Origin of the sequence: Legionella resiliens, from assembly GCF_021344005.1 — a bacterium.
Classification (GTDB): domain Bacteria; phylum Pseudomonadota; class Gammaproteobacteria; order Legionellales; family Legionellaceae; genus Legionella; species Legionella resiliens.
In genome coordinates this window covers 1,382,091-1,396,954 of sequence record NZ_JAJTND010000004.1, presented here as the reverse complement: position 1 = coordinate 1,396,954, position 14,864 = coordinate 1,382,091, and the positions used below count along the sequence as shown (strand labels likewise).

Here is a 14,864-nt window from a genome sequence, read left to right as displayed (position 1 = left end):
CATGGTTCGAGTAAAAGATACTATTCCATTGTGTGAAGATGGAAGCATTGATGTTGATTTGTGGCTCCATCAGCTAGGCGCAAAGGGTTATTTAGATAATCTTGAACTCATTCGTGGGGCCTGCACTTTAAGCCAACTTGCAGGGCAAGAACATGCTACAGAAACAGGTCAATCTTGTTTGCAACAAGGCTTGTCTATGGCTGATTTGCTTGCAGATCTTGAGGTAGATCAGGAAACACTTGCGGCTGCAATTATTTTTGAAAACGTACACTATGCTGATTTATCCATTGATGATGTTGCGGAGCAATTAGGCAGTAATATTGCAAAATTAGTCAAAGGCATAGAGCGCATGAGCGCGATGCACAGTTTTCAGGGATTAAATAAATACCCACAAAATAAACAACAAATTGATAATCTTCGTAAAATGTTGTTGGCTATGGTGGATGATGTTCGTGTTGTATTGATTAAACTTGCTGAACGATTATGTGTTTTAAGAACTGCAGGGCATTTACCTGAAGAATTGCGCAAGCAATTGGCCACAGAAGCGATGGAAATTTATGCTCCTTTAGCTAACAGATTGGGAATAGGGGCCATTAAATGGGAAATGGAGGACTTGGCTTTTCGGCATTTACATCCTGAAGACTATAAAGAGATTGCCAAAGGCCTGAAAGCAAAGCGTTTAGAACGAGATAATTTTGTTAATGGGATTGTTGCTCAGTTGAATGAACAGATTAAAGCAAGTGGAATAGATCACTTTGCTGTTTATGGACGTTCAAAGCATATCCATAGTATCTATAAAAAAATGACCCGCAAGAATGTGTCACTTGATGAAATATATGATGCCACTGCGGTACGTGTTCTTGTTGATACCCAGCCTCAATGCTATGAAGTCTTAGGTATGGTGCATACACTTTGGAAACAAATTCCTGCGGAATTTGATGATTATATTATTAATCCCAAACCTAATGGGTATCAATCATTGCATACTGCAGTCAAAGGACAGGAAGGTAGGGTTTTTGAGGTGCAAATTAGAACATTTCATATGCATGATTTGGCTGAAATGGGGGTTGCTGCCCATTGGAAATATAAGGAAGGCGGCTTCAAACAGAAACAAAGTCATGAGCGTAAAATCGAATGGCTCCGGGATGTATTGGCTTGGCATCGTGAAATGGCAAGTAATAAAGGTGTGCCTGAAAGCACTACCACTGAATTTCTCGAAGACAGAGTTTATGTTTTTACTCCAGATGGAGATGTCCTCGATTTACCTCATGGTGTAACTCCTTTGGATTTTGCTTATCACGTCCATAGTGATCTAGGGCATCGATGTCGCGGTGCACGTATAAATGGTCATATCGTACCACTAACCTATCAACTAAAAACTGGGGATCGAGTAGAGGTTTTAGCTGGAAAGGAAAGTAAACCCTCCCGTGACTGGATTAACCCCCATTTAAATTATCTCAAAACGTCTCGTGCTAAGGCCAAAGTTTTGCACTGGTTTAAAATGCAAGATTATGATCGGAACATTCAGGATGGCCGAGAGTTATTAGACAAAGAATTAAAATCTTTGGGGATAAAATCCGATAAACTACATGAAGCTGCAATCGCTCTACATTTTAAAAAACTTGATGACCTTTATGCAAATCTTGGCCGTGGTGATATTAAAATAGGTCAAATTATTAGCAAGCTCACTCCGCCAGCAACCTCGGAACTCAATCTTGAGCGATTTGTCAGACCTCATGCAAAACCAGAAGTTACTGGGAGTGATTTACGTATTGAGGGAGTGGGTAATTTACTAACTTTTATGGCAAGATGCTGTCAGCCTGTCCCTGGTGATCCTGTTATTGGTTATATTACTTTAGGCCGTGGTGTATCCGTACATCGCCAAGATTGTCCTAATATCATTCATGCGAACGAAAGACAAAAACAACGTTTTCTGCAGGTCACTTGGGGAAGTGCAACACGTGAAAATTATGTTGTGGATATTTTAATTAAAGCTTTTGACCGATCTGAACTTCTAAAGGACGTAACCTCATTACTTGCTAATGAAAAAGCACACGTGTATGCGTTGCAAACCCAGAGTAATAAACAGGAAAATATGGCTTATATTACTTTAACAGTAGATGTGGATGGCCTAAGTAGTCTTTCCAGATTACTGACGAAATTAGAGCAAATCCCTAATGTGCTTGAAGCGAGAAGACAGCTTTAATTTTCCAGTTGGAGCCTGGATGTTGCCTCTGTCCTTTGATCACATCCTTGTCAACGCCCCGCGGCTTGTGGGCGGGATCCAGTGTTTTAGGGAAGAGCTTCTGGGTCCCCGGGCGTCGCAATAGAGTTGGGCTGATTTTTTCAAAGATGTGTAGAAGATCCAAGTGCAGCTAACGGGACATGGGGTTCAATGTGTCTCACACAGACTACACTATTATTTAAAAATAAATCCAGCAACAACAACACGATGTTCGTTTAATAAAACATTGTAAGTTCGACATGCCGCCCCTATAGACATGCATTCCATACCAATTCGTTGCTCTGTAAGCTGTTTCATAATTGACAGGGGTAGGAGTTTTCCGGTATGTTCATGGCCAATGATGATAATTTCCGGTTTAAATTGCGTTAATAAGCCTATGTAGTGTTCGTCAATTTCCTGAGGGTCTTTAATTGACAGATCGCTAATGATTTCTGTTTTAGAAACAATTAAACTGCTTTCATAAACAATGGAATTAATCTGAATTTTGTTATCACTATAAGCTTGCACTACATGTGGTTCTGCTGATTCTAAATTGATATTCATGGTTTAGAGTGTTTCAATGAATGATACGTGGCTGTAAGTATACTACAGAGGTCAATATTATGAGTCAATTTCCGCGTATAAACCGGTTGCCCCCTTATGTTTTTAATACTTTAACCCAATTAAAAACCGAAGCGCGAGCGCGTGGAGAAGATATTATTGATTTCGGTATGGGAAATCCAGATCAACCCACACCGCCGCATATTGTCACTAAGTTGATTGAAGCAGTTCAACGACCTGGCACTCATCGATATTCCATGTCCAAAGGAATTCCAAGGCTACGAAGAGCTATGGCTTCCTGGTATCAGCGTAACTATGATGTACAGTTAAATAGTGAAACACAAATATTGGCTACCATAGGGTCGAAAGAGGGGCTGGCGCATCTGGCATTAGCTATAAGTGGACCTGGGGATACAATTTTAGTTCCTGATCCTGCATATCCGATTCATACATATGGATTTATTATTGCTGGTGCGAATGTAAAGCAAATTCCCCTTATTAATGAAACTCAATTTTTAGCATCTGTAGAAGATGCAATTAATCGCAGCTGGCCAAAACCGAAAGCATTGGTAATTAATTTTCCTGCAAATCCAAGTACTCATTGTGTAGATTATTCTTTTTTTGAACAAGTTATCGACTTAGCAAAAAAGCATGAAATTTGGGTTATTCACGACTTAGCATACGCTGATATTGTATTCGATGGATATAAGGCTCCTTCAATACTTCAAGTACCGGGAGCCACAGATGTAGCAATTGAAACTTATTCAATGTCTAAATCTTACAATATGCCAGGTTGGCGTGTTGGTTTTGCTTGTGGAAATGAAGAGTTAGTTGCGGCGCTTACCCGGATTAAATCTTATTTAGATTACGGTACATTCACACCAATCCAAGTTGCTGCAATTGCTGCCTTAGATGGTCCTGATGAGTGTGTACAAGAGATTAGGACGCTTTATGAAAAAAGACGTAATATCCTTTGTGATGGTTTAAATGAGATTGGCTGGGAGGTTACTCGACCCAAAGCTACCATGTTTGTTTGGGCGCCTATTCCTTCTCATTATCAACATATGGGCTCGCTTGAGTTCAGTAAATATTTATTAAAAGAAGCGCATATTGCTGTATCGCCAGGAATAGGTTTTGGCCAACAAGGTGATGGTTATGTTCGTTTCGGTTTAATTGAAAACAAAGATCGCATACGTCAGGCATTAAGAAATTTAAAATCATTATTTCGCAGAGATGGATTGATTAAGGCCGAACAAACATGCGTGTTGTGATTGACTCAGAGTGTAGTTCTATTCCTGAAAGGGCTAAGTCACTCAATTCAGAAGGGAATGTATTGCTCAATTTTTTGCTGAGCCTAGGCTGCTATAATCCCGAAAATCCCCCCGTTGCTGATTTATTAAAGAAGTATCACAATTTAACAGGGGAATGGCTTGTGTTGACCCCGGTTCATTGGGAAGCAACACATAATGACGCAATGATCGTAGCTTTAGGCAAAGCTCTGCAACTTGAACAACAGGAGTCTAAATTATGGTTCGATTTATTCTCCCAGTATCTGGCAGAAGAGGGTACAGTCCTTTACTATCATGATGCGGAAACATGGTTGCTAAGTAATCATGAAAATTTATCCATAAATGCAAAGCCTCCTTATCGCTTGCTACATCAATCATTAATGCCCCAATTGACTCAACTCGATAAGACAATGCATTGGCAAAAATTTATTACCGAAAGCCAAATGCTTTTTGCATCCAAATCAAATCAATCCTTTGCTAATGGATTATGGGTGTGGGGTGACGCGAAACTTAGGGATAAAATACCAATCAATATTTGTGTTGATGAACATTTTTATTCATTAGCACAAATATGTAGTACTCAAGTTACCTTATATAGCTCAGCAATAACGCTTAAGGATTATCAGATTTTATTGCTCACTGAATTTTCTATTATCAGTGAACAGCATCAAGAAGAACTAAAAAAAATGACTGTTCATTGGTATTGGAATAATCTGGCTTACTCTACGAGTGCTAACAGCTGGTATGCTCGTTTGTGGAGAAAACTAATACATGCTTATTAAACAACGCCCTCAGCCAATACACACGCTCAACGTACCTAATATGCCTGATGTACTAAAGCGAATATTCGCAAACAGAGGAATTACTGAACCCTCCCAATTGGATAAACAACTCCAAACTTTATTACCTTTTGATAGTTTAAAAGGAATAGATAAAGCATGTATTCGTTTAGAGACAGCATTACGTGAGCAACATAGGATTTTGGTTGTTGGAGATTTTGATGCAGACGGGGCAACATCAACAGCACTTGCTATAACTGCTTTACGCGCTATGGGGGCTCAATTTGTCGACTATTTAGTCCCTAACCGTTTTGAATTTGGTTATGGATTAACACCACAAATAGTTGAAGTAGCCAGCAAATGGAAACCAGGGTTGATAATTACTGTAGATAACGGGATTGCAAGTATTGAAGGTGTGGAAAGGGCGAACCAATTAAATATCGACGTTTTAATCACTGATCATCACCTACCCGCCGAAACCCTTCCTAACGCGTGTGCTATCGTGAATCCGAACCAACCGGATTGTAAATTTCCCAGTAAATCGATTGCTGGTGTTGGCGTGATTTTTTACGTCATGCTTGCTCTACGTAGACATTTGGTAAACACGAATTGGTTTTCCGGAATGAATATTGCTGAGCCTAATATGGCGAGTTTTTTGGATTTAGTTGCTTTGGGAACCGTCGCTGATGTTGTAGGACTGGATCAGAATAACCGCATTATGGTGAATCAAGGTTTAGCACGAATACGACAAGGTCTTTGCCGCGTAGGTATTAAAGCTTTGATTGAAGTATCCGGACGTGAGTATACACGACTCAGAGAAGCAGATTTGGGATTTGCTATTGCGCCAAGACTCAATGCCGCGGGACGATTGGATGATATGGCTTTAGGTATAGAATGTTTAATTACTTCAGATCAGGTACACGCTAGGAATTATTGTCAGCAATTAGATGAACTCAACGAAGAAAGAAAGCAAATTGAAACGGAAATGAAAGAGCAGGCTATGCTTGCATTGGAAAAACTTGCGCTTAGTGCTGATTACAAGAACAAACATTTACCTATTGCACTATGTCTTTTTGATAAAACATGGCACCAAGGAGTCATTGGAATTTTAGCGGGGCGAATGAAAGAACGTTATCATCGACCTGTTATTGCTTTTGCTGAAGTGAGTGATGATGAATTGAAGGGTTCGGCCCGTTCGGTTCCAGATTTAAATATTCGAGATGTATTGGCAGCAATAGATAAGGATCATCCTGGACTTATCTGCAAATTTGGTGGTCATGCTATGGCAGCGGGCCTGAGTATTCATCCAAATGCTCTTGACGCGTTTCGTGAAGCATTGGTTTTGGAAGTGAATAAGCATATTGATTTTTCTCAATGTGAAGGCGAATTACTTACCGATGGCCCATTACAGCCTGAAGAGTTTAGTCTTGAAATTGCTCAGTTAATACAACAGGCGGGGCCCTGGGGACAGCAATTCGTTGAACCCGTTTTTGATAATGTTTTTGAAGTCTTGGATCAACGCATAGTAGGAAAGAGTCATTTAAAAATGACTTTGATGACAACACAAGGTAACCAACAAGTGGATGCGATAGCTTTTAATGTCGATTTAAAATCTTGGCCAAACTATAGAGTTAAATACGTGCATGCAGCATATAAGTTGGATATCAACTTTTATCAAGGTCGAACGCGGCTGCAATTACTTATCCAAGCAATGAATGCGGTAAACCAGGAATAATTTGAATACAATATTGTGATGTACTCAGTGGAATTCGTTAAATTAATGATTTTCTGCGTTTCCGGATAAGCCCAGATGGATCCTTCGATTTCTTACGTACCGGGCAACCCCCCACCTACCGCGCTTTATGCGCGGTATCTAGTAGATCTTTTCTTTGAAATTGAATTCAATACTACTTCAAGGCATCGGTCTGGATACCACGCATAAACCGCGGTATGTAGGAAATGGAGGGGTTGTACGTAGGATGCGGAAAATTTTATTAAAGAAAGATCTTTCAGGGACAAGCCGCGTGACTCAGAAGAATTTTAAATCCTCGTGAATCTTTAGTCATATTATTGTACACAATTTTTTAGTTCGGGTTATAATTGTCTCTTTTTTAATTGAAACAACAATAGTGTCAAATATCCTGCTTGCCCCTTTATCCATTGCTCCTATGATTGATTGGACTTACAGTCATTTTCGAGTTTTTATGCGAATTTTGGCTCCCAATGCCCTCGTATATACAGAAATGCAAACCACTGGAGCGATACAAAATAATCCGTTGCGTTCTTTGCAATTTAATGTAAAAGAACATCCGATAGCACTCCAGCTGGGAGGGGCAGATCCCTATGCATTAGCACATTGTGTTGAACGTGCAGAACAAGAAGGATATGACGAGGTAAATATTAATCTTGGTTGCCCTAGTAATAAAGTCCAGGCAGGACGTTTTGGTGCCTGTTTAATGAAAGAACCAAAACACGTTGCAGTTTGTATTCGAGCCATGCGAGAAGTAGCGACCCTACCCATTACCGCAAAAATCCGAATAGGAATAGATCATCAGGACAGTTATAAGTTTTTTAGTGATTTTGTACATCAGCTGCTTGAAGCCGGAGCTCAAAAAATTATTGTACATGCACGTAAAGCGTGGCTAAATGGTTTAAACCCCAAACAAAATCGAACAATTCCACCTGTTAACTACGAATATGTTTATCGCCTCAAGGAAGAAATTCCTGATATTCCGGTAGTGATGAATGGTAATATATTGAATATAAAGGAAATTGAAGAGCATCTGCGCTATGTTGAAGGTGTGATGCTTGGTCGTTTGGCATGTGATAATCCATTTCAAATTGCAGTAATACATCAAGCACTTTATCCCGAAACTAAAATGAAAACGCGGGGGCACGTATTTGATGTCTATTTGAATTATTTATTCGAAGAATACAATAAAGGGGTTTCCCTGAGTTTATTGATTAAACCTGTATTTAATTTGGCTTTTGGATTGCCTGGCGCAAGTCAATGGAAAAAAAAATTGATGGGTGTTTTACAGACTAAAAATATTTCTTTATTGCAGGAATTAAGTGAGTATTTGCGGGAGGTGGAATTATATGCAGAGGGTTTATGAATTCCAGATGAAATGATCTTTTGTCGCTCGTTTGCAATTTTGATATCAATATTTCGAAATCTAGTGCTCTATTCATCAACTCACCTCCAAACTATTGTATAATATGAGAGGAAATTGCGGAAAATAATATTTGAGCTGTCTGATTTGTCAGAAACCTCTCTCTTCGCTAAGTTATACCATGAAGATTCACTTAAATTAAAAGGTATTCATAGTATTTTCCCCCAAATTTTAGTACATTAACCAATTTGTTATTTGAAATCTCCAGAGGATTATGTAGGCCATGCTGAATACGTTGATTAAGAAAATGTTTGGAAGCCGAAATGAGCGCACTTTGCGGCGTATGGAAAAGGCAGTAGTGGCAATTAATGCATTTGAGTCTCAAATGCAAGCATTAACTGATGCCGAGTTAGCTGCAAAAACCCAGCATTTTAAAGCACGTTTTGCAGAAGGAGAAAGCCTTGATGAACTGTTAGCAGAGGCCTTTGCTACAGTTAGAGAAGTATCCGTACGTACTTTAGGTATGCGTCATTTCGATGTGCAATTAATTGGTGGAATGGTTTTGCATGAAGGTAATATCGCTGAAATGCGCACAGGGGAAGGTAAAACATTGGTAGCAACTTTACCCGCTTATTTGAATGCAATTACTGGGCGTGGTGTACATGTTGTTACGGTAAATGATTATCTTGCCAAACGCGATAGCCAATGGATGAGTCCTATATTTGAGTTTCTGGGATTGACTGTGGGTGTAATTTTTCCTGATATGTCGCACACTGCAAAACAGGAAGCCTATCGTTGTGATATCGTTTATGGAACAAACAACGAATATGGTTTTGACTACTTGCGCGATAATATGGCATTTAGTCTTGAAGATAAGGTGCAAAGAGAGTTGAACTTTGCCATCGTGGACGAGGTGGATTCAATTCTCATTGATGAAGCACGTACTCCTCTGATTATTTCCGGTGCAGCAGAAGATAGTTCCGAACTTTACATTAAAATTAACTCATTGATTCCCCATTTGAAGAAACAAGAAGAAGAGGGTGGTGAAGGGGATTATACTGTTGATGAAAAGCAAAAGCAGGCGCATCTTACTGATGCAGGCCATCAACATATAGAAGAATTATTGGTTAAAGCAAAACTTCTGGATCATGGGGATAGTTTATATCATGCCAGCAATATCATGCTCATGCACCACGTCAATGCAGCATTAAAAGCTCATGCTATGTTTCATCGTGATGTGGATTATATTGTTAAGGATGGACAAGTTATTATAGTCGATGAGCATACCGGGCGGACAATGCCTGGTCGAAGATGGTCTGAAGGATTGCATCAGGCCGTTGAAGCTAAAGAAGGCGCTTCCATTCAAAATGAAAACCAAACCCTTGCTTCGATTACATTCCAAAACTTCTTCCGAATGTATAATAAATTATCAGGAATGACTGGGACAGCGGATACAGAAGCTTATGAATTGCAGCAAATTTATAATCTTGATGTTGTAGTAATTCCTACAAATAAACCTATGGTACGAAAAGATGAGGCGGATTTGGTTTATTTAACTCAAAAAGATAAATTTCAAGCAGTTATAGCCGACATTCGTGAATGTACTGCTCGTAAGCAACCTGTTCTTGTGGGTACTGTTTCGATTGAGGCATCTGAGTTTTTAAGTCAACTTCTTAAAAAGGAAAACATTAAACATCAAGTACTTAATGCTAAATTTCATGAAAAAGAAGCACAAATTATTGCTGAAGCAGGTCGTCCTGGTGCGGTAACTATTGCTACAAATATGGCGGGACGAGGAACTGATATCGTTTTGGGTGGAAGTTTATCTGCAGATTTGGCGCAACTCGGTGAAGATGCGCGTCCTGAAGAGATAGAAGCTGCAAAACAGTTATGGCAAAAGCGCCATGATGAAGTCATTGCAGCCGGTGGATTGAGAATTATTGGTTCGGAGCGTCATGAATCCCGTCGAATCGATAATCAGTTGCGAGGACGTTCAGGTCGTCAGGGTGATGTAGGAAGCAGTCGCTTCTACTTATCTCTTGAAGATAATTTAATGCGCATATTTGCATCTGAGCGCGTTGCATCGATGATGCGCCGTTTGGGAATGAAACCTGGAGAGCCTATTGAGCATAGTTTGGTAACTAAGGCAATTGAGAATGCTCAACGTAAGCTTGAAGGACACCATTTTGATGTGAGAAAGCAGCTTTTGGATTATGACAACGTAGCGAATGATCAAAGACAAGTCATTTATACTCAACGCGCTTCGATCATGGAAATGACTGATACTGAAGAAATGATAAATATGATGCGGGAGGAAGTGATATCAAATCTTGTTGATTCTTATATCCCTCCCCAAAGTTTGGAAGATCAATGGGATCCTAAATCCTTAAGTGATATTTTGGCTGATGAATTCAAACTTAAAGCTCCTGTACTGGAGTGGATTGAAGAAGATCATCATATTCAGCCAGAACAAATTAAAGAAAAAATTCTTGATCTTGCTGCACGGAAATATGATGAAAAAGTAAAGCAGGCGGGTAGAACTACGATGTCACAATTTGAAAAATCCGTAGTTTTGCAAACTTTAGATAATCAATGGCGTGAACACTTGGCGGTAATGGATCAGTTGCGTCAAGGAATCCATTTACGTGGTTATGCGCAAAAAGATCCAAAGCAAGAGTATAAAAAAGAAGCGTTTACTTTGTTTACCACAATGCTGGATAATTTAAAGTATGATGTTGTTCGTTTAGTTTCTTCAGTAGAAATACAAACTGAAGAAGACGTTAATGCAGTTGAAGAACAACGACGTGCTGATCAGGTAAGTAAAATGAGCTTGCAACACGGCAATTATGCTGATGAAAATGATGAGGAAGCTTCGACTCAAACATATAGACGACAAGAGAAAAAAATTGGTCGAAATGATCCTTGTCCCTGTGGCTCAGGTAAAAAGTATAAAGCCTGCCATGGAAGTTTGGCGTGAACATCTCAGTTGCCGTAGCAGTTATTATTGATGAGCAACAACGTATCTTAATTACCCAACGTCCTTTTCATCTCCCTCATGGAGGATGTTGGGAATTTCCCGGTGGTAAATTGGAAGTAAATGAACCTTCAGAATCTGCGTTGATTCGAGAGCTCAAAGAAGAAATTGGCATAGAAGTTAAACATTACAAATTACTCGGCGAAGTACAACATCAATACTCTGATAAATCGGTAAAATTAATTATTTTTCTTGTCAGTCAATATGTCGGCGAACCTTTATGTTTGGAAGGGCAATTGGCTATGAAATGGGTTTATCAGCATGAATTAATTTCTGAGCATTTCCCAGAAGCAAATCGTGAAGTCATTGCAATGGTGCAAGATCATTTATTGTGTAATGAACCTGCGAAGCAGTGAGCGCCCATGGCTGCCTTGCGTATGCATAACCCTCATGTAGTGTAGGTTGGTTCTGAGCTTGCGAAGCCCCATGCTTAATTAAGCCTTAACCCAAACTATGCTAATTCACTAATTAAAATCAAGATATAATGGAGCATGGTCTGAGACCTCGTCACTCAGAACAGAAAATTCATTAACAACAATATCTTGCGAAGTTAAGATATAATCCGCAAATTTTTCTTCTTTTTGATAGTAACGAGTTCGTGTTGAGCTGATGTGATTAATTTTTATTAAATTCTTCATTCCTTGTTCAATGATGTGCATGCTTTGGGTATCAGGTCTTAAGTTAAAATCACCGCATAATATTTTAGGGGTATTAATCGTATCCATAAAATTACGGATACGTTGTGACTGATTGATTCGTTCCGGAGAGTCTTTTTTACCTTGCCCATTCCAGAGTCCATGAACATTAAGAATGGAGTAAATTTTTTTATTAATCTCACATTCTACCCATTGTAAATCCCTAGGATGATTTAATCCTATTCCTGGATAATGCTGTTTTTGGTGAATATTTATATCTCCTTCGCCTAAGATGTCGATATTATTTTTCAATAACATCGCAATTCCATAAATATTTTCAACAGCAGGTTTAAAAATAGGAAAATGATTAGGGAGAAGTTGTTGTAGATCAGAAAAAATATTCAGACTAAGCGCTTTGTCTTCTTCAGTTACAGTGCGATGCGCATTGAAATATACCTCTTGCAAGCAAAATATATCAATATCCCGATTGTGTTCGATAAATTTTAATAAAGGGTCTCTTAAGCGGCCTCCCCATATATTTAAGGTAATCAATTTCATTAATCGCTAAATTCCTTGTAGAAAAGCCAAAGTGTTTCGCTCAACTGTTAAATATCTATTACAAATTCTTTTTAGATGCACAAAGATATTTATAATGTAAATCATTTACTCTTTTAGTCAATTCAACAATATCCATATTATTAACAATTATATCATCTGCATTTTCTAAGCGCAGATGAGTCTTAGGCTGAATGGATAAAATAGCCTGGGCTTGTTCTTTACTGCATTGATCTCGCTGCATTAATCGTGATATCTGTAGCTCCAGTGGCGCACGAACAAGCAAAATATGATTAATATAAGGGTAGTATTGTTTTGTAATCAGCAAAGGTATTTCTACCATACAATAAGGAGTTGTACTTGCATCAACTCGTTTTTTAATCTCTTTACGGATAGATGGATGTAAGAGGCGTTCAAGCCAGTCTCGCTCTTCATGGTTTGAAAAAATTATTTCTCTTAGTTTGTTACGATCCAGTTCTCCATCTTCTTTAAGAACTGTAAAACCATAATGCGCAACAATTTCTCTGTATGGGGCTTTATTTTTTTGAGTCATTTCTCTTGATATTTTATCGGCATGAATTACTTCAATCCCGAGCTCTGAAAAAAGTTCAGCTACTGTCGTTTTCCCACTCGCAATGTCACCTGTTAATCCAACGCAATAAACCATGTTTAAATCTCATTTTTATTAATGCAGGTGACTATATTAATGGAGCACGTCAAAGGAACAGGACTTTTATGTTTGCAAAATGCTAAGGCAGCCAACGCGGCATCTTCACGATTTGGGTAAAGATTACTTCTCCAGGCTAATGCCTCCCTATCAAAAGCGGTACATCGCCACGTGGGCATAACATTGATGCCATTAACAAATTTAATGCAACTTGCTTTGGAAACTTTGCAGGTGGCTGGCGCCTTGCTGCCTTTTTTACATTCAGCATAAGAAAGATTTAAAGCTAGTTTTTGATAAGCGCTTTGTGCAGTCCATTTTGTATGGGTTATGTCACGTGTTGAACATTGCCAATAATTACCTTCTATATTTATTGGCTGAGCAAAACTTGAAGACGAAATACCAAAAACAAGCAAAAAACTATATCCTATGTACTTATTCATTTTTTTCCCCCTTAAGCAATTCAATTAATTGTTCGATATGTAGGGCTTTCGAAAAATACCAGCCTTGAAGAAATTGAACTTCGTTTTGTAATAAATAATTTACTTGCTCTTTTGTTTCTACACCTTCTGCAATAATAGTTAAATTAATTTTTTTTGCTAAATGAATGATTGCGTCGTTTAATGTTTCTGTGATGGCTTTTGTGCCTATGGCATGAATGAATATTTTGTCAATTTTAAGATAATTAAAAGGATAGTATTGCAAGTAGCTGATACTCGAATGTCCTGTTCCATAATCGTCTATAGCTAATGAATATCCCGCATTCCTGAGTTCTTGCATCCTGTTTATATAAATTTCATCATTCATATCGAGTAGATAGCGTTCTGTGATTTCTAACAATATTTGTTTGGGTGAAACAGAATAATGTCGCACGAGCTTATAAAAGCGAGGGAAAAAGTTATCATCAGTAAAATGCAGTGCGCAAATGTTAAATGATAAATAGAAGGTAGGTTTGGTTTTTAAGATATTCTTAGCTTCTTTAAATGCTGTTTCAATAATTTGTAATGTTATTGGAACAATTAAGCCGGTGTTTTCTGCTTCTTCTATAAAAAGATCGGGCATAATGATTTCATCTTGATTATCTTGCCACCTTAAGAGAACCTCGGCACCAGAGCAGGAATTACTTTTTGCATCAAATAACGGTTGATAAACAGGGTAAAATTGACCGCTTCTAATCGCTTGCTTCATTGCTCCATGCAAAGAATAATACCGGTTAAATAGATTCCTGATTAAAAAATATAAGAAAGTTGAAAATACTAAAACATAAAGAAGAACTAAGATTTGGTTATGCCAAAGGTTATTAATTATGGTTTGATCGGGTTCTGTAACTGTAAGTAAAACACCATTAAGGCTGTTTAATTTTGCTGTAGCAAATATTTTTCTAAATGGATAGGATGAATCAAGAAACAATTTATCTATCCAAGAAGCTCCTTCTATTTTTCCTATTTGGATAATTTCCTTTTTCTGATTGATGTCATATAAGGTGATTATGCGCTGAGTATTTTCTGGGACATTCAATATGTTTTCAAGTGTTGATGTCATAATAATTATTTCTACCTGATAATCACCAATTTTTTTTTGGATGGCAATAACTGGGTGATTAAACATGGCTATTTTTAATGGTCCTATAATCGTCCGATGTATATCCTGACTTAAGAGAAAAGTTTGATTATGAGGCAGGGTAGAACATATAATCTGATGTTTTTTATCGCGAATTGCCAATCCAGAAATTTGTGCATGATTGATAATCATGTATTGCAAAAAAGGAAGAAAATTATCTTTACATGTTAGGGTTTCCTTCTGATAGGAAGGAATTTGATGCAAATCCTGAAGAATAACGTTAATAAAGTTATCAAGGTTATATGCGAGTTTATTGCTTACCTCGGTAACTAAAATAAAAGAGTTTTTAACGTTATTATGCCAATTAATGTAAGAAAAAATAAAAAGTAAAAAAATGGTGAAAAATATCCAGAATAATTTGAATTGCTTGTAGACAAAAAATGTCATGTT

Annotated in this window: 12 protein-coding genes; 7 read left to right on the top strand and 5 right to left on the bottom strand. The window is 38.1% G+C overall.

Features of this window, described 5'->3' with window-relative positions; all coding sequences use genetic code 11:
* Position 1: 1 nt before the first annotated feature.
* Positions 2–2,206 (top strand): GTP diphosphokinase, encoded by a 2,205-nt coding sequence (gene relA / locus LXO92_RS11585; protein ID WP_182349744.1) that lies wholly within the window; start codon positions 2–4, stop codon positions 2,204–2,206.
* Between the two features lie 213 nt (positions 2,207–2,419).
* Here the strand turns inward: relA and LXO92_RS11580 are convergent, their stop codons facing one another.
* Positions 2,420–2,788: an Mth938-like domain-containing protein gene (locus LXO92_RS11580; RefSeq protein WP_232891021.1), complete on the bottom strand. Its 369-nt coding sequence runs from the start codon at positions 2,786–2,788 to the stop codon at positions 2,420–2,422.
* Between the two features lie 59 nt (positions 2,789–2,847).
* Between LXO92_RS11580 and alaC the strand changes: the two genes are divergently transcribed.
* The 6 genes from alaC to mutT all read left to right on the top strand — a co-directional run bounded on the left by alaC (position 2,848) and on the right by mutT (position 11,356).
* Complete coding sequence (gene alaC / locus LXO92_RS11575) at positions 2,848–4,056, top strand: alanine transaminase (RefSeq protein WP_182349742.1); 1,209 nt, start codon at positions 2,848–2,850, stop codon at positions 4,054–4,056.
* On the top strand, positions 4,044–4,856 hold the full coding sequence (locus LXO92_RS11570; protein WP_182349741.1) for a hypothetical protein: 813 nt from the start codon (positions 4,044–4,046) through the stop codon (positions 4,854–4,856). Before alaC ends, LXO92_RS11570 begins: the two co-directional genes overlap by 13 nt.
* A complete protein-coding gene (recJ, locus tag LXO92_RS11565; RefSeq protein WP_182349740.1) occupies positions 4,846–6,588 on the top strand; it encodes a single-stranded-DNA-specific exonuclease RecJ in 1,743 nt (580 codons plus the stop codon). Before LXO92_RS11570 ends, recJ begins: the two co-directional genes overlap by 11 nt.
* Positions 6,589–6,982: 394 nt before the next feature.
* Entirely contained in the window at positions 6,983–7,969 is a 987-nt protein-coding gene (gene dusA / locus LXO92_RS11560; RefSeq protein WP_182349739.1) for a tRNA dihydrouridine(20/20a) synthase DusA, read from the top strand.
* 280 nt (positions 7,970–8,249) lie between these two features.
* Positions 8,250–10,943, top strand: coding sequence for a preprotein translocase subunit SecA (secA, locus tag LXO92_RS11555; protein WP_182349738.1), 2,694 nt, complete (start codon positions 8,250–8,252; stop codon positions 10,941–10,943).
* On the top strand, positions 10,940–11,356 hold the full coding sequence (mutT, locus tag LXO92_RS11550; protein WP_182349737.1) for an 8-oxo-dGTP diphosphatase MutT: 417 nt from the start codon (positions 10,940–10,942) through the stop codon (positions 11,354–11,356). The genes secA and mutT overlap by 4 nt, the downstream gene beginning before the upstream one ends.
* A 108-nt stretch (positions 11,357–11,464) precedes the next feature.
* On the opposite strand, the gene LXO92_RS11545 is transcribed toward mutT, so the two are convergent.
* The 4 genes from LXO92_RS11545 to LXO92_RS11530 are packed head-to-tail and all read right to left on the bottom strand — an operon-like array spanning position 11,465 to position 14,861.
* The gene (locus LXO92_RS11545) at positions 11,465–12,193 is read right to left on the bottom strand and encodes an endonuclease/exonuclease/phosphatase family protein (protein WP_232891020.1); all 729 of its coding nucleotides are present in this window, start codon (positions 12,191–12,193) and stop codon (positions 11,465–11,467) included.
* A gap of 58 nt (positions 12,194–12,251) precedes the next feature.
* Complete coding sequence (gene coaE / locus LXO92_RS11540; protein ID WP_182349735.1) at positions 12,252–12,857, bottom strand: dephospho-CoA kinase; 606 nt, start codon at positions 12,855–12,857, stop codon at positions 12,252–12,254.
* Between the two features lie 2 nt (positions 12,858–12,859).
* The gene (locus LXO92_RS11535; RefSeq protein WP_232891019.1) at positions 12,860–13,297 is read right to left on the bottom strand and encodes a hypothetical protein; all 438 of its coding nucleotides are present in this window, start codon (positions 13,295–13,297) and stop codon (positions 12,860–12,862) included.
* Positions 13,290–14,861, bottom strand: a complete 1,572-nt coding sequence (locus LXO92_RS11530) for an EAL domain-containing protein (protein ID WP_232891018.1) — start codon at positions 14,859–14,861, stop codon at positions 13,290–13,292. Before LXO92_RS11530 ends, LXO92_RS11535 begins: the two co-directional genes overlap by 8 nt.
* Between the last annotated feature and the right edge of the window lie 3 nt (positions 14,862–14,864).